Annotated in this window: 23 protein-coding genes; 13 read left to right on the top strand and 10 right to left on the bottom strand. The window is 74.6% G+C overall.

Going from position 1 to position 16,945, the window contains the following annotated elements:
- The first annotated feature begins 417 nt into the window (after positions 1-417).
- Together ACFVHB_RS06215 and ACFVHB_RS06210 are read left to right on the top strand one after the other, a co-directional pair.
- Complete coding sequence (locus ACFVHB_RS06215; RefSeq protein WP_380315886.1) at positions 418-807, top strand: transglycosylase family protein; 390 nt, start codon at positions 418-420, stop codon at positions 805-807.
- Positions 808-980: 173 nt separating this feature from the next.
- Positions 981-1,739, top strand: a complete 759-nt coding sequence (locus ACFVHB_RS06210) for an alpha/beta fold hydrolase (protein WP_380315883.1) — start codon at positions 981-983, stop codon at positions 1,737-1,739.
- Between the two features lie 203 nt (positions 1,740-1,942).
- On the opposite strand, the gene ACFVHB_RS06205 is transcribed toward ACFVHB_RS06210, so the two are convergent.
- Positions 1,943-2,482 carry a Uma2 family endonuclease gene (locus ACFVHB_RS06205; protein WP_380315881.1) on the bottom strand — a complete coding sequence of 180 codons (540 nt, stop codon included), beginning with the start codon at positions 2,480-2,482 and terminating at the stop codon, positions 1,943-1,945.
- 169 nt (positions 2,483-2,651) lie between these two features.
- Between ACFVHB_RS06205 and ACFVHB_RS06200 the strand changes: the two genes are divergently transcribed.
- The 3 genes from ACFVHB_RS06200 to ACFVHB_RS06190 all read left to right on the top strand — a co-directional run bounded on the left by ACFVHB_RS06200 (position 2,652) and on the right by ACFVHB_RS06190 (position 3,991).
- On the top strand, positions 2,652-3,008 hold the full coding sequence (locus tag ACFVHB_RS06200; RefSeq protein ID WP_380315879.1) for an SRPBCC family protein: 357 nt from the start codon (positions 2,652-2,654) through the stop codon (positions 3,006-3,008).
- 64 nt (positions 3,009-3,072) lie between these two features.
- Positions 3,073-3,294: a hypothetical protein gene (locus ACFVHB_RS06195; protein ID WP_380315877.1), complete on the top strand. Its 222-nt coding sequence runs from the start codon at positions 3,073-3,075 to the stop codon at positions 3,292-3,294.
- A gap of 298 nt (positions 3,295-3,592) precedes the next feature.
- Positions 3,593-3,991 carry a hypothetical protein gene (locus ACFVHB_RS06190; RefSeq protein WP_380315875.1) on the top strand — a complete coding sequence of 133 codons (399 nt, stop codon included), beginning with the start codon at positions 3,593-3,595 and terminating at the stop codon, positions 3,989-3,991.
- Between the two features lie 43 nt (positions 3,992-4,034).
- Here the strand turns inward: ACFVHB_RS06190 and ACFVHB_RS06185 are convergent, their stop codons facing one another.
- Positions 4,035-4,496 carry an SsgA family sporulation/cell division regulator gene (locus tag ACFVHB_RS06185; RefSeq protein WP_380315872.1) on the bottom strand — a complete coding sequence of 154 codons (462 nt, stop codon included), beginning with the start codon at positions 4,494-4,496 and terminating at the stop codon, positions 4,035-4,037.
- A 306-nt stretch (positions 4,497-4,802) separates the two neighbouring features.
- Between ACFVHB_RS06185 and ACFVHB_RS06180 the strand changes: the two genes are divergently transcribed.
- The 3 genes from ACFVHB_RS06180 to ACFVHB_RS06170 all read left to right on the top strand — a co-directional run bounded on the left by ACFVHB_RS06180 (position 4,803) and on the right by ACFVHB_RS06170 (position 6,815).
- Complete coding sequence (locus tag ACFVHB_RS06180; protein ID WP_380316109.1) at positions 4,803-5,699, top strand: SigB/SigF/SigG family RNA polymerase sigma factor; 897 nt, start codon at positions 4,803-4,805, stop codon at positions 5,697-5,699.
- Positions 5,700-5,798: 99 nt separating this feature from the next.
- Complete coding sequence (locus ACFVHB_RS06175) at positions 5,799-6,194, top strand: STAS domain-containing protein (protein WP_380315869.1); 396 nt, start codon at positions 5,799-5,801, stop codon at positions 6,192-6,194.
- Positions 6,195-6,332: 138 nt separating this feature from the next.
- Positions 6,333-6,815, top strand: a complete 483-nt coding sequence (locus ACFVHB_RS06170; RefSeq protein ID WP_380315866.1) for an ATP-binding protein — start codon at positions 6,333-6,335, stop codon at positions 6,813-6,815.
- A gap of 210 nt (positions 6,816-7,025) precedes the next feature.
- Here the strand turns inward: ACFVHB_RS06170 and ACFVHB_RS06165 are convergent, their stop codons facing one another.
- From ACFVHB_RS06165 to ACFVHB_RS06155, 3 genes are all read right to left on the bottom strand, one after another.
- A complete protein-coding gene (locus ACFVHB_RS06165) occupies positions 7,026-7,532 on the bottom strand; it encodes a GNAT family N-acetyltransferase (protein ID WP_380315863.1) in 507 nt (168 codons plus the stop codon).
- Positions 7,533-7,648: 116 nt separating this feature from the next.
- Positions 7,649-8,377, bottom strand: a complete 729-nt coding sequence (locus ACFVHB_RS06160) for a hypothetical protein (RefSeq protein WP_380315860.1) — start codon at positions 8,375-8,377, stop codon at positions 7,649-7,651.
- 182 nt (positions 8,378-8,559) lie between these two features.
- The gene (locus tag ACFVHB_RS06155) at positions 8,560-8,862 is read right to left on the bottom strand and encodes a hypothetical protein (RefSeq protein WP_380315857.1); all 303 of its coding nucleotides are present in this window, start codon (positions 8,860-8,862) and stop codon (positions 8,560-8,562) included.
- Between the two features lie 259 nt (positions 8,863-9,121).
- Between ACFVHB_RS06155 and ACFVHB_RS06150 the strand changes: the two genes are divergently transcribed.
- Positions 9,122-9,814 (top strand): PIG-L family deacetylase, encoded by a 693-nt coding sequence (locus ACFVHB_RS06150; RefSeq protein WP_380316106.1) that lies wholly within the window; start codon positions 9,122-9,124, stop codon positions 9,812-9,814.
- Between the two features lie 151 nt (positions 9,815-9,965).
- Here ACFVHB_RS06150 and ACFVHB_RS06145 read toward each other — a convergent pair whose 3' ends face one another.
- Positions 9,966-10,469, bottom strand: coding sequence for a MarR family transcriptional regulator (locus ACFVHB_RS06145; protein ID WP_380315854.1), 504 nt, complete (start codon positions 10,467-10,469; stop codon positions 9,966-9,968).
- 144 nt (positions 10,470-10,613) lie between these two features.
- Between ACFVHB_RS06145 and ACFVHB_RS06140 the strand changes: the two genes are divergently transcribed.
- The gene (locus ACFVHB_RS06140) at positions 10,614-11,471 is read left to right on the top strand and encodes an alpha/beta fold hydrolase (protein WP_380315851.1); all 858 of its coding nucleotides are present in this window, start codon (positions 10,614-10,616) and stop codon (positions 11,469-11,471) included.
- Positions 11,472-11,542: 71 nt separating this feature from the next.
- Here the strand turns inward: ACFVHB_RS06140 and ACFVHB_RS06135 are convergent, their stop codons facing one another.
- Entirely contained in the window at positions 11,543-12,115 is a 573-nt protein-coding gene (locus ACFVHB_RS06135; RefSeq protein ID WP_380315848.1) for a TetR/AcrR family transcriptional regulator, read from the bottom strand.
- A 125-nt stretch (positions 12,116-12,240) separates the two neighbouring features.
- Between ACFVHB_RS06135 and ACFVHB_RS06130 the strand changes: the two genes are divergently transcribed.
- Positions 12,241-12,681, top strand: a complete 441-nt coding sequence (locus tag ACFVHB_RS06130; RefSeq protein WP_380315846.1) for a nuclear transport factor 2 family protein — start codon at positions 12,241-12,243, stop codon at positions 12,679-12,681.
- 150 nt (positions 12,682-12,831) lie between these two features.
- Here the strand turns inward: ACFVHB_RS06130 and ACFVHB_RS06125 are convergent, their stop codons facing one another.
- Complete coding sequence (locus tag ACFVHB_RS06125; protein WP_380315843.1) at positions 12,832-13,479, bottom strand: 2'-5' RNA ligase family protein; 648 nt, start codon at positions 13,477-13,479, stop codon at positions 12,832-12,834.
- Positions 13,480-13,873: 394 nt separating this feature from the next.
- On the opposite strand from ACFVHB_RS06125, the gene ACFVHB_RS06120 reads away from it, so the two are divergent.
- Complete coding sequence (locus ACFVHB_RS06120; RefSeq protein WP_380315840.1) at positions 13,874-14,491, top strand: restriction endonuclease; 618 nt, start codon at positions 13,874-13,876, stop codon at positions 14,489-14,491.
- 206 nt (positions 14,492-14,697) lie between these two features.
- Positions 14,698-14,892 carry a hypothetical protein gene (locus ACFVHB_RS06115; protein ID WP_380315837.1) on the top strand — a complete coding sequence of 65 codons (195 nt, stop codon included), beginning with the start codon at positions 14,698-14,700 and terminating at the stop codon, positions 14,890-14,892.
- A gap of 31 nt (positions 14,893-14,923) precedes the next feature.
- Here ACFVHB_RS06115 and ACFVHB_RS06110 read toward each other — a convergent pair whose 3' ends face one another.
- Positions 14,924-15,757: an ABC transporter permease subunit gene (locus ACFVHB_RS06110; RefSeq protein ID WP_380315834.1), complete on the bottom strand. Its 834-nt coding sequence runs from the start codon at positions 15,755-15,757 to the stop codon at positions 14,924-14,926.
- Positions 15,754-16,788, bottom strand: a complete 1,035-nt coding sequence (locus tag ACFVHB_RS06105) for an ABC transporter ATP-binding protein (RefSeq protein ID WP_380315831.1) — start codon at positions 16,786-16,788, stop codon at positions 15,754-15,756. The genes ACFVHB_RS06110 and ACFVHB_RS06105 overlap by 4 nt, the downstream gene beginning before the upstream one ends.
- Positions 16,789-16,945 lie beyond the last annotated feature (157 nt).

The raw sequence follows: 16,945 nt of genomic DNA, 5'->3' as shown, positions 1-16,945 counted from the left end.
GGGTGAGGGCTGTGGTGCGGGCCACCGCGAGGCCGCCCGCCACCCCACCCTTCCCGCACACGCCGCCGACCGGCCGTCACCCGCCGTCGACGATGTGCCCGCCCTCACAGCGGCAATACTGTGGCGCGGGCCACTTCCCCACCGTCTTCGATCTTGAAAAAACGGGCATTTGCCTTCAAAACCGCCCATTTCCTTGATCCTTACAGCCGGTAACACCACCCTGACGTGCCCAAACCTGCGAATCCTTGAAACCCCCACCACCACCCCCGTACCTTCGAACCCGTTGCACCGAGCACACCACCCCGGCCACACCGCCCAGGGCAGGAAGTGCCCCACCACACCAGCGACGCACCCCCGAAACCCACGGCCCCCCACGGCCTGGTTCCGCGCGCCCGCACCCCCTCCGAAAGGACCCCCATGACCTTCCGTCACGAGACCACCACCGCCACCACCGCCACCAAGCGCCGCAACCGCGTCCGGATGGCACTCATGGCCGGGGCCCTCACCGCCCTGCCGGTGGCCGGCCTCGTCACGGCCAACGCCGCCTCCGCCGCCCCCGCCACCGTCTGGGACAAGGTCGCCCAGTGCGAGGCCACCGGCAACTGGGCCATCAACTCCGGCAACGGCTTCTACGGCGGCCTCCAGTTCACCTCCAGCACCTGGGCCGCCTTCGGCGGCACCGCCTACGCCCCCCAGGCCCACCAGGCCACCAAGGCCCAGCAGATCGCCATCGGCGAGAAGGTCCTCGCCGCCCAGGGCCCCGGCGCCTGGCCCGTCTGCTCCGTCAAGGCCGGCCTCACCAAGTAACACCCCCAGAGGCGAGAACCCCCGGCAAACCACGCCCGGCACCCGCCACCACAACAACGCCGCCGCACCGACCGCCCCCACGGGCCGAGTCCGGCACGGCGGCGTCGTGGCATTCCCGGAGCCCGCCGCGAAACTCGTGGACGCTGCGGACGACCACCCCCTAGGGTGTCCCGATGATCATCTCTCATGACGTGACCGGCTCCGGCCCGGCGGTCCTCCTTCTGCACTCCACCGTGTGCGACCGGCGGATGTGGGACGCCCAGGTACCCGCCCTGGTCGCCGCCGGCCGTCGCGTGATCCGCTGCGACCTGCGCGGGTACGGCGAGACGCCGATGCCCGACGGCCCGCACAACAACGCCCAGGACGTCGTCGACCTCCTCGACCGGCTCGGGATCGAGCGGACGGCGCTGGTCGGCGCCTCCGGCGGCGGCCGGGTCGCCCTGGAGCTGGCCGCCCGGTGGCCGGACCGGGTCACCGCACTGGCTCTCCTCTGCACGGCCCTGGCCGGGCAGGAGACGAGCAGCGAGCTGAGGAAGTTCGGCGAGCTCGAGGACTCACTGCTGGAAGCCGGGGACATCGCCGGGGCGACCGACCTCAACGTCGACACCTGGCTCGGCCCCGACGCCACCCCCGCGGCGAGGGAGGCCGTACGTCGGATGCAGCGCCACGCCTTCGACGTCCAGCTCGCCGCCACCGAGGAGTACGAGCCGGTGCGGGTGGAGTTCGACCTCGCCGCGATCACCGCCCCGACCCTCCTGGTCTCCGGCAGCCACGACCTGCCGGACTTCCGCCGGATCGCCGACCACCTCGCCACCCGCCTCCCCGACGCCCGCCACCTCGAACTTCCCTGGGCCGGCCACCTCCCCAACCTCGAACGGCCCGACGCGGTCAACACGCTCCTCAGCGACTTCCTGCACGGCACGCCGGCCTGAGGCGGCGCGGCGCTCCGAGTCCGCCGGAGCACGTACGGGGCGCTGACGGCCCCGCAGCTGACGGAATTCGTGACCGGAGCCGGCTTCACCGACCTTCACCTGGCACAGTCCGGGCTCCAGCGGGTACTGCCAATCCGTGCTCACCGCACGGCGCGGTCCGCACTGCAGTCCGGACACCGGTTCCGCCCTGCCCGGCTTTCCGTTCAGAAGCCGCCCGTGTGCAGGTCGAGGGCGAGCGGCTCCGGCAGGCGCACCGGAGTACCGAACGGATGAGGGCCTTCGACCCGGGTGTATCCGAGTCGGCCCGGCCGGGAGAACAGGGTGCAGGTCCGTTCCTGCTGGTCCACCAGCAGGTAGACGGGAGCGCCGAACTGGGAGTAGCGCCTGCGCTTCGCCGTACGGTCGGTCTCCCCGTTCGAGGGCGACGTCACCTCCACCACCGGCACCGTCCGGTCCGGCAGGAGCGCCCCTTCGGTCTGCGCCAACCCGGCCGGCACCACTGCGAGGTCCGGCGCGTAGAGGTTCGACGTTCCCGGCAGGTCGAGGTACCCCGATCCCGCGCGCAGTCCGAGCTCCCGCACGCGGGGGCCGAGCTGCTCCCGGATCAGATCGATCGCGCTCTCATGGGCCCAGGACGGCGACACGGGGACGATGACGCCCTCGACGAGTTCGACGCGGTCAGCCGCAGTGTGCTGGACCGCGTACTTGAGCGCCCGCTCGGGATCGGCCTCCGGCATCGCCATACCCCCGCGAGTACCGGCGCGTCCGGCCTCGCCCGCCCCGCTGCGCCGGGCGGGCGAGGCGGGACGGCTACGGTGAGGTGTGGCCCGCTTCCTCCTGACCCGCTGTTCGCCCCTGCCCCCGGCCGTGTGCTGGGAGCGACTGACCGACTGGCCGCGGCACGGTGAGCGGGTGCCGTTCACCCGCGTGTCGGTCGGCTCGGGGACCGGGCTGCGGGTGGGTGACGTGATCGTGGCCCGGACCGCGCTCGGGCCGGTCCGGTTGTTCGACGATCCGATGGAGATCGTCGAGTTCGCCGCGCCCGCGCCGGGACGTGACGGGGTGTGCCGCCTCGAGAAGCGCGGCCGGCCGGTCCGCGGCGGAGCCGAGCTCCGGGTGCGGGCGGTGGGCGGCGCGCGGGGCGACCGGAGCGAGGTGACCTGGCAGGAGGAGGTGGTGCTCGCGGGGCTGCCGGGCGTGTTCGATCCGGTGGTGGCCGGCGTCGGGCGGTTCGTCTTCGGCCGGGTCCTGGACCGGCTGCTGGGCTGACCCGGCGTGGCCCGCCTCCCGTTTCGCGGGTCGCTCGTCGGTGGTGCCGGCGAGGATGCCGACCGTGACCGACGACTCCGCCGCCATCGCCGGCTACTGGGACGCTGCCGCGTCGACGTTCGAGGACGAGCCCGACCACGGGCTGAGGTCCGCGCCCACGCGGGCCGCGTGGGCGCGGCTGCTCGACGCGTGGATGCCGTCGGGTTCCGTCGACGTGCTCGACCTCGGGTGCGGGACGGGTTCGCTGTCGCTCCCCGTCTCGTCCACGATGCGTCCGCGCGTCTGAGCGTCTGCGCGTGAGTGCGGCCGCGTCCCGGCATTCTCCGCCCCCGCGGTGTCGGCGGGCGAGCCGGTTCCATTTCCCTTCGGCGCTTCCTCGGCCGTTCCTCGGCCCTTCCTCGGCCTCGCGTTCACCGGCCACCAGCCGCCGACCGGGACGCGGCCACCAAGGCCCTGGGGTCCCTGGCCGAGAAGGTCGCGGCCGAGCAGCAGGGCGACCTCTGCCACTGACCGGGCCGACCGGTCGCCCTGCCGGGGCGGTCCGGGCCCTGGTGCGACGGGCCAGCGGAAGCCACAATGCGGGCATGCGGAGACGGCTCGTGGTCGGTCTGGTCCTGGTCGCGTCGGCAGCCGGGTGCGCCGGCGGATCCACCGGCGGACCCACCGCCGCAGCACCGCGGACCGCCGTCACGACGACGCCGCCGACGACGATGCCCCAGAGCCCCTTGGCCGACTGCGTCCTGGCCCTCACACCCTGGCTGCAGACCTCCCTCGACGGCGGCACCGACCCCGGCGACTACCAGGAGATGGGCCTCTCCAGCGCCCAGGGCGGCGCGCTCCGCGAGCTCCAACGGCGGGCCGCCGCCCTCCGCGCCCAGGGGCCGCTGCCGTCCGGCTGGGTCGCCACGGAGGTGCAGCGCGCCTGCACCTCGATCATCGCCGCCAGGGCCACCGTCACAGCCGGACCGACCGGCTGGCCGTAGGGCGACCCGCCGCTCCGACCGCGCCGGGCCCGGGAACGCCGCCTCACCCGTGCTCGCCGGGTGGGGTGGCGTCGGGGCCGGGACGGTGTCCGCCCGGGGCACCCGGGCCCTCCGCGAGCAGCCGGGCGATGCAGTCGTCCCAGTCGAGGTGGCGGCCCTCGCTGCCGTACGGCACGGCCTGCTCGGTCCGGGTGAGGAAGTCGGCGAGGCGGCCGGTGGGGGCGGCGAGCAGGGCGACGTGCCCGTCGCCGTCCGACAGGGCGATGTAGGTGTGGCCCTGGCCAGCGGGGGTGATCCGGAGGTCCCCGTCGCCGACGCCGCGGGTCAGGCCCTCGGCGACGAGTTCCCGCCCGATCGTCCAGGTGGTGCCGGCGCCCGTGCCGCCGAAGACGAGGGTGACTTCCAGCGGACGTCGGCTGTCGTACCGGTACTCGACCGGGACGGGGATCTCGGTGTCCCCTCCGGTGATCAGGCGCATCGTCGTGCGGGTCATGATGGTGTCCACGCGTGGGCCTTCCCTGGTAGCGCTCTCCGGTGCTGTCGCGCCCTCGTCTGCCCGGCCGCGCGGAATCCATGTGCGGCGGTCGCCGGCCTGCCGGTGGCGCGCTCCACCGCCCTCCCGGCGGGTCGGGCGGCCGGCCCGCCACGAGCCGACCAGCGGTTCTCCACGAAAACACCACGTCACGGGGAGGCATCGGTCCGCCGGAAGCGGGTACCGGGGGACGGACCGGCCCGTACCGAGGAAAGGACCGCCGTGGCTGCGCCCAGTGATGAACTCCTCCGTTCCACGCACCCGTCCGCCGGCGGCGGGGTGTCCGCCGCCGCCCCCGGCTGGAGCCCGCCGACCGCGCCCGCGCCCGAGCCCCCGCCGACCGCGCCCTCGCCGACCGCGCCCGAGCCGATCGTGCCCGAGCTGACCGCCATCGAGGACCCCCGGGAGGTGGCGCCGGAGGACGCCCGCGCGCTCACCCGGGTCCTGCTGCGCCGACTGGCGGACCTGGAGGAGGGCACCCGCGAGTACTCCTACGTGCGGTCCACCCTGGTCGAGCTGAACGTCCCGCTGGTCCGGTACGCCGTCCGGCGTTTCGACACCCACCGGGAGCCCCAGGAGGACCTCATCCAGACCGGCGCCGTCGGCCTGATCAAGGCCATCGACCGGTTCGACCCCGAGCACGGCGTGGAGTTCACCAGCTTCGCCATGCCGACCGTCCTCGGCGAGATCCGCCGCCACTTCCGCGACACCACCTGGGCGGTGCACGTGCCGCGCAGGCTCCAGGAGCTGCGCATCACCCTCGCCCGGGCGCAGGAGCGGCTCGCCCAGCAGCTGGACCGGACGCCGACGGTGGCCGAGCTCGCCGACCACCTGTCGTTGCGGGAGGACGAGGTCCGCGAAGGGCTCGCCGCCGCCAACGGGCACGTCGCCGGCTCGCTCGACGCCGGCGGCCGCGCCGAGGAGGACGGCACCGGCCCGCTGGCCGCCCGGCTCGGCGCGGACGACCCGCTGCTGGAGCTGACCGAGGACATGGTGGTCCTCAAACCCCTGATCGCCGAACTCCCGGAACGCGACCGGCTCATCCTCTCCATGCGGTTCACCGAGGACCTGACGCAGTCCCAGATCGGCGCCCGGCTCGGACTGTCCCAGATGCACGTCTCGCGGCTGCTCGGCCGTACCCTGAAACGGCTGCGCGAGGGCCTCGCCGCGGCCTGACACGGGCCTGACCGAGGCCTGCGGGGGCCTGACCGAGGGCGCCTGGCCGAGGCCTCACCAGGGGCACCGGAGGAGTACGCACCGGAGGGGAACAGCACGATGCCGACCGACAACGAGCCGGGGACCGCCACCGCTCCGCCGTTCCCGCCGCCCGTGAGCGGGCTGACGGTGGAGACCCGGCGCCCGGACGCCCGGGCCGCCGTCTGCAGCCTCGCGGGAGACCTCGACATCGAGACCCTCGCGCCCGCCGAGGAGTCGCTCGCCGCGCTCGTCGGGCAGCGGCCGGCCGTCCTCGTGGTCGACCTCGCCGAGGTCGCCTTCTGCGACTCCTCCGGCCTGAACCTGCTGTTGAAGACCCGCCTGGCGGCCGCCGGAGCCGGCACCGAGCTCCGGCTCGCCGCGGTCCCACCGATGGTGATGCGCGTCCTGGAGCTGACCGGCGCCCACCTGGTGTTCTCGCTCCACAGCTCGGTCCGGGCCGCGCTCGCGGCCTGACACGGTCGGGGGAAGCGCGCTCCCACGAGCCCGGTTCCCCCGATCGGCGCAATACCGCCGGACAGACAGGCATGATCCGGCCAGGCCCGGGAACCCGGGCCTGGAACCGTCACCGCGTAGCCGAAGGGGTACCCGCACATGACGATCAGCCGGGGCACCCTGGGCGGTGACCGACCCGGAACCCGCGCCGCGCTGCCGCCCGGCGGCCAGCGGCGGCGCCTGCGCCTCGCCGGGCTGCCGGGGCCGGTCGCCCGTGCCCGGGCCTTCACCGCCGAGGCCCTCGGCGACTGGTCCTGGGACGCGTCCGCGCCCGGGGTCGACCCCGAGGTGGCGGACGACGTCGCCCTCCTCGTCGCCGAGCTCGTCGCCAACGCCATGCTGCACGGCGGCGGCCCGCTGGAGCTCGTGCTGGAGGTCTCCGAGTCCCGGCTGCGGATCGAGGTCAGCGACCCCAGCCCGACCCTGCCCGTGCCCCGCCACCCGCACGATCCGGGGCTGCCGGGCGGGCACGGTCTGTTCATCGTCCGGGGCACCGCCGACCGCTGGGGCGCCGAACCGCACGCCCTGGGCAAGACCATCTGGGCCGAGGTCGACGCGGCCCGGCTCGTCCCCGGCCGCTGACCGCGGACCCACTGCGGACCACGGACCCGGCCGCTGACCACGGACCCGGCCACTGACCCGCTGCGGACCGCGGCGCGCCCGGCATCGGTGCGAGCTGCCGCGCCGGCCTCGACGGCCTCGACGGCCCCGACGGCCCCGACCGCGCGGGGCTCGGTGATCCGGACCGGCTCCGGTACCCCGTTCGCGCGGGCGGCAGCGCTGGCGGGACCGTCACACCGGCCGGTGCATGACCACCCGCGGCCACCTGTCCAGGCCGTGGGCCGCCTCCCGCGTACGGATCTCCCGGAGTCCCGGGCTCAGCACCTCGTCGTCGAGCGGCTGGAAGCCGCAGCGTGCGTAGTAGGGGGCGTTCCACGGCACGCCGGCGAACGTCGTGAGGGTCAGCGCCGGAATGCCGTGGGCCGCCGCTCGACCGGCAAGGTGCTCCAGGAGCGACCGTCCGACGCCCCGGCGCGCGCTGTCCGGGTGCACCGAGACCTGTTCGACGTGCAGGTTGCCGTCGACGTGATCGGCGATGAGATAGGCCACCGGAGTGTCGGAACCGTCGACGGCCACCCAGGCCAGTCCCGCCCGCTCGTACCGGGCGAGTTCGTCCAGCGGCAGCGGCTCGTCGTCCGCGATCTCGGGCATGCCGATGTCGCGGAAGCACCGCCCGGCCGCCCGCTCGATCTCCTGGAGCAAGGGCAGTTCTTCGATCCGGACCTCTCGAATGCGCATGGGCCCCATTCTCCAGCGATCATGCTGCGGCTGGGGAGGTTTTCCCGGGGGGGCCGGACGCCGAAGGGGCTGGGCGCGATCGGGCAACGGCAGCCGGTCCGCCCCCGCGGGCCGCTTCAGTGCTGGGGTGTGCCGCCGACGAGCTCCTTCAGGGCGTCGAGGCGGGTCCGACGGTCGGGTGGGTACCGGCGCAGGGCGCGTTCGGCCTTGCGCGAGCCCGGGGCGTAGCGCCAACGCGCCCAGGGGGAGGTCGGTTTGGCCAGGCGCGCGCAGGCGACCGCCGAGACCAGGGGCACCAGCAGTCCGATCACGCCGAGGGCCGTCTTGCCCTTGAGGATGGCGCCGACGCACAACGCCAGGCTGACCAGCATGCCGGCGGCGAAGAGGACGCGGCCGGTGGCGCCCGGGCCGATGTCGGAGAACGGGTTGAACCCGGCGGCCAGCAGCAGGCCGACCGCCACCGCCAGGAACACCGCATCGACCGACTTGCGGCCCTCCTCCGCCCAGTAGACGTCCCTCAGGTGCAGCCAGAGCGCGAACTCGTCCAGGGTCAGCGCGGCACCCGCGCCGAACAGGACGGCCAGGATCTGCACCCCGGGGGTCCCCGGCCGGTAGGCGAACTCGAAGGCCCCCGCCACCAGCATCGCGAGGATGCCGTACACCTGGTGGTGGAGGTGGGTGCCGCCGACCTCGACGTTGCGGAAGGGGCCGCGGCCCGCCCGGATCAGTCTGGTGACCAGGCGGGTGCCCCCGAAGGTGAGCACGAAAGCGCCGACCATCCACAGGCCCACGCCGTGCTGCGGCCCGGTGACCACGATCTCGACCTCGGCTGCGACGTGGTCCACGGTCGCCCCGTTCCGTCAGGCCCGTTCCGACAGGCCCGCTCCGTCAGGCCCTCCACGCGGGCGGTACGAGCAGGTCGGGCATGGCCGAGGGCCTCGTGCCCAGCGTATCCGGATCCGCCGGCCGCGGCCGCGCGGACGCCAGGCACCGGGCGACGTGGGCCGCGCGCGGTGGCGGCGCTCCGTTATCCGTCGCGGCCGGCCGCCCAGGCGATGCCGATCACCACACAGAGCGCCAGGAGCACCAAACCGAGCCCGATGGACGTCCAGCCACCGCTGGTCAGGGCGTCCACCTGCTCCTGGTAGGTGGTGTCGCGCGGCGCCGGCATCCCGTCGGTGACCGGTCCGGTGACCCGGGCCTTGCAGACGTCGCCCGGGACCATCGGCCGGCCGTAGCAGGTGGGCACCTCGGCCTGCAGTTTGCCGACCCCGGACAGGACCAGACCGACGCCCGCGATCAGCAGCACCAGCAGAATCACCGCACCCATGACCGTGCAGACCCCCGTCCCCGACCCGACCGCCGCCCCTACCGCCAGGACGCCCGCCCCGCGACACACGGTTCCGGCCACGCTGCGCCCCGGCTCGGGGAACCGTGCTCGCGCCCGCCGGTGACCACCCGCCGACCGAACCGCCCACCGGGCGGTGGGGCGGGTTCGCCGGCCTTCGTTCCCGGGCAGCATGGTGGGCGTGACCCGGTCCGCGCCGAGCCTGCTCGCCGTCCACGGCCACCCGGACGACGAATCGCTGATGACCGGTGGTCTCCTCGCCCGGTCCCGGGCGGCCGGGGCGCGGACGGCCGTCGTCACGGCCACCTGGGCGCCGGGCACCGGGCGGGCCGCCGAGCTCGCCGAGGCGCTGCGGATCCTCGGCGCCGGGCCGCCGCGGCTGCTGGGGTACGCCGACGCCGGGGTCCCGGAGTCCGCGCCGGGGGCGCGCCGATGGTGTGACGTCCCGTTGGACGAGGCGGTCGGCCGCCTGGTGGCGCACCTGCGCGAGTTCCGGCCGGACATCGTGGTGGCACCCGACGCCTACGGCGGCCTGAGCGGTCACCCGGACCACGTGCGGACCCACCGCGTCACCGTCCTGGCGGTCCAGGCCGCCGCGCTCCCCGCCCTCTACCCGGACACCGGCGAGCCCTGGGGCCCGTCGGCGCTCTACCTGGCCACCCACCCGCACTCCTCGTTGCAGTCCGTCGCGGCGCGGTTGATCCGACCGGGGCGACCGGCGTTCACCGTGCCGGACGAGGCGGTCGACACGACCGTCGAGGTCACCCCCTGGCTGGACCGGAAGGTCGCGGCGATCCTCGCGCACCGCAGCGAGGTCACGCGCGGGGCCCTGCCGGGACGCCTCGCCGCCCTCCCGCCCGCCGCCCACGCGGAACTCCTCGGCACCGAGTGGTACGTCCGGCACCAACCCGGGCCGGGCCGGTTCGCTCTCTAGTCGACGAACGAACTCGCCGCCTCCTCGACCTCCGCCGGTGTCGGAACGGCCGTCGGCCCGGTGGGGGCGGGGTTGCTCCTCCACCACTTCTGGTGGGGGCTCGGTCGCCCTGGCCAATGTCCGGCGCGGTGGGGCCGGCGGAGGAGCCGCGTCAGCGGGGGCGCGCGGCGGCCGGGGTGAGGTGGCGGGCCAGGGTGTCGAGGGCGGCGGCCACCTCGTGGAGCAGTTGCGGGTCCGGGGCGGTGCCGTCGGGGGCGGTGAGGGCTGCGGCGAGGGCGTCGTCGATGGTGGTGGAGCGGACCTCCGCGACCCGGGCGGACGGGCTCGCGGCCGGGCGGACGAGCCGGCGGCGGCGGTCGGCCGGGTCGGGTTCGGTCTCGACCGAGCCCGCCTCGACCAGGCGGGCGACGGCGGTGGAGACCTGACTCTGCGGCAGGCCGGTGCGGGTGGCGATCTCCCCGACGGTCGCCCCCGGATGCGCGAGGACGTCGCCGAGCGTGACCAGGACCGAGCGGACGGAGCCGCGCGGGCCCGCGTCCGGCTGGTCGGAACGGTCCGACCGGTCCAACCGGTCCAACCGGTCCGGCTGGGGCATCGCCTGTTCGCCGATCTTCATGAGGGTGCGGCCCAGGAGGAAGAGCTCTACTCCGTTCATGCCCGAAAGAGTACATCGCGATAGATACATCGAGATTGATTCATCGAAAGAGATGCATCTATCTTGATGCATCCGTTTCGATGCTCTACGGTCGTAGGGCCGGACGGGAACCGCCGCCGGCAACCGATCGAGGGGGAACACACCATGAGCACCGACCCGACCGCAGCCACCGTCCGCACGCTCGCCGTCCCGGGCGCCACGCTCCACTACCGGTTCGAGGGCAGCGGGCCGGTGCTGCTGCTCTCGCAGAGCGGCGAGGGCGACGCGGACCGCACCGTCGACCTCGTTCCGCACCTGGTCGACAGCTACACCGTGGTCACCTACGACCGCCGGGGCCTGTCCCGCAGCACCCTCGACGACCCGGCCACCCCCGTCACCATGGCCGACCACGCCGACGACGTCGCCCGGCTGCTCGCCGAGGTGACCGACGAGCCGGCGCTGATGGCCGGATTCAGCATGGGCGCCGCGATCGGCCTCCAGGTCGCCGTCCGGCACCCGGGCGTGCTGGCCACGCTCATCGCGCACGAGCCCGTGGTGCCGAACCTGCTGCCGGCGGACGGACGGGCGGAGCACACCGGAGAGCTGATGCACATCCAGCAGACCTACACCGAAGGGGGCGCGGCGGCCGCCTTCCCGGCGATCGCCCGGCACCTCGGGATCGACCCGGCGCACGACCGCACCGAGGACGGCCTCACCCCGCAGCCGCTGACGCCCCGCCGACTGGCCAACTTCGGATTCTTCATCGGGACGGAGTTCACGGCGGTCACGACGGACGGCCTCGGCCCGGCGGAGATCGCCCGGGCCGCGGCAGCCGCCGGCGGCACCCGGATCGTCCCGGCGACGGGCGAGAGCACCCGGCCGACGGTGCACACCTACCGCTGCGCGCTCGCGCTGGCGGAGCTGCTGGAGACGGAGCCGGCCGTCTTCCCGGGCGGCCACAACGGGAACACCGCCTTCCCGCGCGCCACCGCGCGGACGCTGAAGGCCGTCCTGGCGCGGTGACCCCGGCGGCGGCGGGCGGTCGGCGACCGCTGCCGCCACCACCACCGCCACCCGCCGGGCACGCCGCCGGGTCAGCGCGGCCGCAGCCCGTCGAAGACGACCTCGAAGATCCGCTCCCGCGCCGCCGCGTCCGTCCCGAGCTGATCCATCGTCGCGCCGGTGCCGACCAGGAGGGCCACCAGCTCCGGCAGGCCCAGATCCGGGCGGACCACCCCGGCCCGCTGCGCCCCGGCCAGCAGCTCGGCCAGTCGCGCCCGGATCACCGCACTGGACTCCCGCAGGGCCTCGTGCGCGTCCACGCCGGCGGCAGCGAGTGCCTGGGTGAACTCGGTCTTGCCCGCGGACCGGTCGATCACCAGGCGGAAGCAGCCGAAGAAGGCCTCGGCGGGCTCGGCTTCGGCGGCGAGCCGGGTCACCTGCTCCGCGATCGTCTCCAGCCTGCGCACCAGCACCGCCTCCAGCAGCGCCTCCTTGGTCGGGAAGTGCCGGAAGAGCGTGCCGACCCCCACCCCGGCGGCCCGCGCGATCTCCTCGGTCGGCACACCGACGCCGCGCGTGGTGAACACCTCCGTGGCCACGTCCAGCAGCCTGGCCCGGTTCCGGGCCGCGTCCGCTCGCAACGGGCGCGCCTGAGCGCCGCTCATCCCTCCCACCCTTCCCCGCCGACGGCAGAGCAAGTAGCCCTGGACAACCGGAGTCGCCAGTCCGTATCGTTCAAAACCTGAGTCGCTAGTCCGATTCTAGCGACTGGACGGGTTGGGGGTTATTCATGCCTGAAGCACTGTCACCGCGCGAGGTCTTCCAGAAGCTGCTCGACGGGATCACCGCGGGGCGGTTCTCGGAGCTGGCCGAGCTCTACGCCGAGGACGCCGTGGTGGAGACCGTCCTCGCCCCCGTCGGACCGCGCCGGTTCGAGGGGCGGGCCGCGGTCGCCGAGCGCTTCGCGGAGGTCGCCGCGAACTCGCCCCTGAAGCTGACCGCGACGAACGTGGTGATCCGGGAGACCGACGACCCGGAGGTGATCGTCTCCGAATGGACCTACCAGGCGCACCACCGGGTGACCGGGCGGGACTTCGAGGCCGCGAACATCCAGGTCCTGCGGGCCCGCGACGGCCTGATCGTCAGCACCAGGGACTACCACGACCACCTGGCCCTCGCCGTGGCCGGCGGCAACCTGCCGGAGCTGGTCGAGGCGCTCAACGGCCAGTAGCAGCGGGTAACCGACCGCTGCGGGCCGGGGTTCCCCGTGGGGCCCCGGCCCGCAGCACGTCCTGCCGGCGGCGCGGACGCGACGTCCACTACCGGTCGAGCGGGACGGTCTCGATCGTGTCCCAGTCGACCGGCGCGGACGCGACGTCCACTACCGGTCGAGCGGGACGGTCTCGATCGTGTCCCAGTCGATCCGCCACACCGGCTCGTCCCCGCCGGACGGCACGACCCGCCGCCAGGACACCTCGACGAGCACGATCCGGCCCACCGTGAACGGGGCGTGGCCGGGCCGGACGCGGTGGACGATCTGCGCCAGTTCGTCGCTGTCGGTGTCGGCGATCGCGTACCCGGCGGTCATGTGCAGCACACCGAGCGGGTAGCCGGTGGACTCGGCGCCGCGGACCCGGTGGACGGCGGCGCGGACCCGGTGCTGGAGGACGGCGAGCCGGTCGTCGGGGTGGAGGTCGAGACGGACGCCGGTGCGGTAGGCGATCGGCGATCCGGCCTGGAGGGCGATCGGGCCGAGACCGGCCACCTCGGCCCGGAGCCGGTCGGCGAGTTCGGCCCGCTCGGCGGTGCCGATGGCGGCGGCCGGGGCGTCCGTGATCATGTCGAGGGTGATGTGGGCACGGTCGTCGGAGAGCGGCTCGACCGGCAGTCCGGCGAGGGCCTTGCGCAGGCCGACGAACAGGGTCCGCAGGGCCGAGCCCTCGGGCAGGTCCGGCAGGGCGTAGACCTGGAGGACCCGGAGGCCGTCGGGCCACGGCTTCGTGCCGAAGGTGGGGTGGAACGCTTTCACAGCGCCTCCTCGCTGACGGGCCGGACCCGGCTGGACCCGGGTGGACCGGGTGGACCGGGTGGACCCGGCTGGTTGGTCGGTTCGCCGGTCGGTCCGCCGATCCTGGCAGTCGGCAGGGCTTCGGGCGGGCGCATCTCCTCCGGATCACCCGTTCGGGAACGCGGCCGAGTCTCGTACCGCCGGCCAGGAGGAATCGCGGAACGTCGCACGGGCCTCGGCGGACGCGCCGTCCGTGTGCGCCCGTGCGCGGCTGCTGTGCTGACCGTGGCGGCTGGTGTCATAGGTGCCACGCCTGGCAACCGAGTCGCGGGGGGAACGGGTGGGAGCACGCAGGCCGCCGGCGCGGCGCAGGGGTTCGCGGAAGGGTGGCGGTGGGGAGGCCGCCGTCCTGGCGGTGGTCGGCACCGTGGTCGTGTTCGGCCTGGTGCTGACGCTGCTCCGCTGGCTGTTCGCCCACTGGTGGCTGCTGGTGCTTCTGCTCGCGGCCGGCGCCGGCGTCGCCGTGCTTCTGGTCAGGGCGCGGCTGGCCCGGGAGGCCGCGGCGCGCGAGCGGCAGCGCCGGCTGCGGCTGGCGCTGACCGGGCCCGGCGGCCTGGACCACCTGGGGCACCGGGACTTCGAGTACGCCGTGCGGGATCTGCTGCGCCGCGACGGCTGCCGCGCCGAGCAGGTCGGCGGCGGCGGGGACCAGAGCGCGGACGTCCTGGCGACGGACCCGATGGGCCGGCGCTGGGTGCTGCAGTGCAAGCACAAACAGGACCCGGCGGGCGGCGCGGCGGTCGGTGTCGGCGTGCTCTACGCGCTGGTGGGCACGAACGAACGGGTGCACCGGGCGCAGGTGCCGGTGGTCGTCACCAACGGCAAGTTCACCGGCCCGGCGGTGAAGTGGGGGCGGGAACAGGACGTCGTCCTGGTCGACCGCGAGCTCCTCGGCCGCTGGGCCTCGGGGGGTCGCCCGCTGTGGGAACTGCTCCCGCGCATCCCGGCGCCGCGCAGCGGCCGCGGCCACTGACCGTCCCCGTCGCTCGTCCCCGCCACTCGTCGCTGCCACTCGTCCCTGCCACTCGTCGCTGCCACTCGTCCCTGCCACTCCGTTCGCCCCCGGGCCGCCGCCGAACCTCCCGCCCCGAACCTCCCGCCCCGGACCGCCGCCCCATCTCCGACCCCATCGGCACACTCGACGCCACGTCAGACCACACCCAGGAACGGGGAATTCCGATGACCGTCAGCGCCTCGGCGGCCTTCGCCATCATCATCCTCATGCGGCTCGGCCGCCGTACCGAAGCCCGCAGCCGGACCGACGAGCGGTTCACCGCCCTCCTCTGCACCGTGTTCGGCGTTCTCATCGCCGCCACCCCCTGGGGTCAGGCGATCCTCCGCCTGGTCGGCGTGATCACGCAGGCGACCCACTGATGGCCGGCCCCTCGGGCCGCCCCCCGCCTGCTCAGATCGCGAGATCGCGGCGCTCCAGCAGGACGAAGGCGGCCGCCAGGCCGGCCAGGCCGACGGCGCAGAGGATCGCGAACGACGCCCAGGGAACACTGCCGTGGGCCAGGGCGTCGCCGGGCGTGTAGTAGTGGAAGGGGCTCAGGTAGCGCAGCGGTGCGGCGGGCGACCAGGCGAGGGCCACGAAGTTGAGGGCGAACCCGACCGCCCCGAAGGCGACCGTGGCACCGACCACGTGGGCCCGGCGCCGGCTCAGCGCCGAGACGGCCAGCACCGGACCGGTCACGCACAGGGTGAACGCGCACCCCAGCAGGCCCGCGGCGAACACCCCTCCGACGGGAACGGCGTCGCGCAGGTCCGGCGAGAGGGCGACACCGAGTGCGACCGTGACGGTGGCGGCGGCGTTGAGCAGGACGGACGCGGCGGCCAGCGCGGCCGCCCGCTCGGCCAGCAGCCGGCGGCGGGAGAGCGGACGGGTCATCAGCAGCTCGATGGTGCCGGACTCGACGTCGGCGGCGACAGCGGCCGCGCCCAGCGAGCCGATCGCGGTGAGCTGGAGGGCGATCCAGAACGGGTGCGTGAGTCCGGCACCGAGCAGCCCGGGGTAGCTGGCGATGGAGACGTCCCCGCTCGAACCGCTGAACGCCTTGAAGGCGCCCGGCGGCGTGCGGCCGCCGCCGAACAGCTCGGTGGGCGGGATGGTGCCGGTGATCACGACGATCAGCGTCTCGAAGACGACCATGCCGATCAGCAGCGCCGCCAGCATCCGGCGGCGGCGGTGCAGGGCGAGCCAGAGCAGCGGCAGACGGCGACTGACCGTGGCCTGGCTCATGAACCCTCCTCCGCTCCGTCGGCCGTCCCCGGTGCACCGGGGGGCGTCCCTGACGGACCGGGGGGCGTCCCCGATGGGCCGAGGACCGGCCCGGGGCCCGTCTCGGCGGCCGTCGGCCCGGTCGCGTAGGTGCGGTAGAGGTCGAGGAAGGCCTCGTCCAGGCCCGCCTCCTCGACCGTGAGGTCGCCGACCGGCAGCGCGGCGAGCAGTTCACGGACCGCCGCCACCACCTCGTCCGGCGGCACCAGCAGTTCCACCCGCGGACCGTCCCAGCGCGGCGACCAGCGCTCCGCCGCACCCAGGGACCGCGCGCCCCCGCCGTCCGCGAGGACGAGCCGGATCCGCCGGGCCCGGGCACGGCGCAGTCCGGCCACCGACTCGACGGTGACCAGCCGGCAGTCGCGGACGATCGCCACCCGGCCGCAGGCCCGCTGCACCTCGGGCAGGACATGGCTGGAGAGCAGCACCGTGCGGCCGGCCGCCGTCTCCTCGGCGAGGAGTTCGAAGAACGCCTCCTGGACCAACGGGTCCAGGCCCTCGGTCGGTTCGTCCAGCACCGTGAGCGCCGGCCGGTGCTGGAGGGCCTGGACGAGCCCGAGCTTCTGCTTCATGCCGCGCGAGTACTCCCCCACCGCCCGGTCCAGGTCGGCCGGCGAGAGGTCGAGCCGGTCGCAGAGTTCGGCCTGCCGCGGCACCGGTGCGCCCTGGAGGGCGGCGAGGAGGTCGAGCGTCTGGCGCCCGGTGAGTTCCGGGTAGAGCCGCAACTCGCCCGGGAGGTAGCCGATCGACGGCGCCAGCCGCCGGTGGTCGGCGACCGGGTCCAGCCCCAGGACGCGGACCTCCCCGGCACTCGGCCGCAGCAGCCCGACCAGGCAGCGCAGCGTGGTGGTCTTGCCCGCGCCGTTCGGGCCGAGCAGGCCGAAGACCTCCCCCGCACCGACCTCCAGGTCCAGACCGTCGATGCCGACGGTCCGCCCGTACCGCTTCGTCAGCGAGCTGAGCTCGACCACCGCCGCGCCGCTCTCGTGCATGCCGCACCTCCCGTGGTGACTGCTGCTCCATGGTGCCCGCACCGGACCACCGCGAACCTGCAGGCCCGTCGGTCGGGCCTCGCGCGGAACGACGGCTGCCGACGCCGGCCGGGAAGCCGGGTCGATCGGCCGATCCGTCGAACGGCCGAACGGTCGA

Source organism: Kitasatospora sp. NPDC127111 (assembly GCF_042677465.1).
GTDB lineage: Bacteria > Actinomycetota > Actinomycetes > Streptomycetales > Streptomycetaceae > Kitasatospora.
Note: the sequence above shows the minus strand (reverse complement) of the source record. Positions and strands in the feature narration are given on the sequence as shown.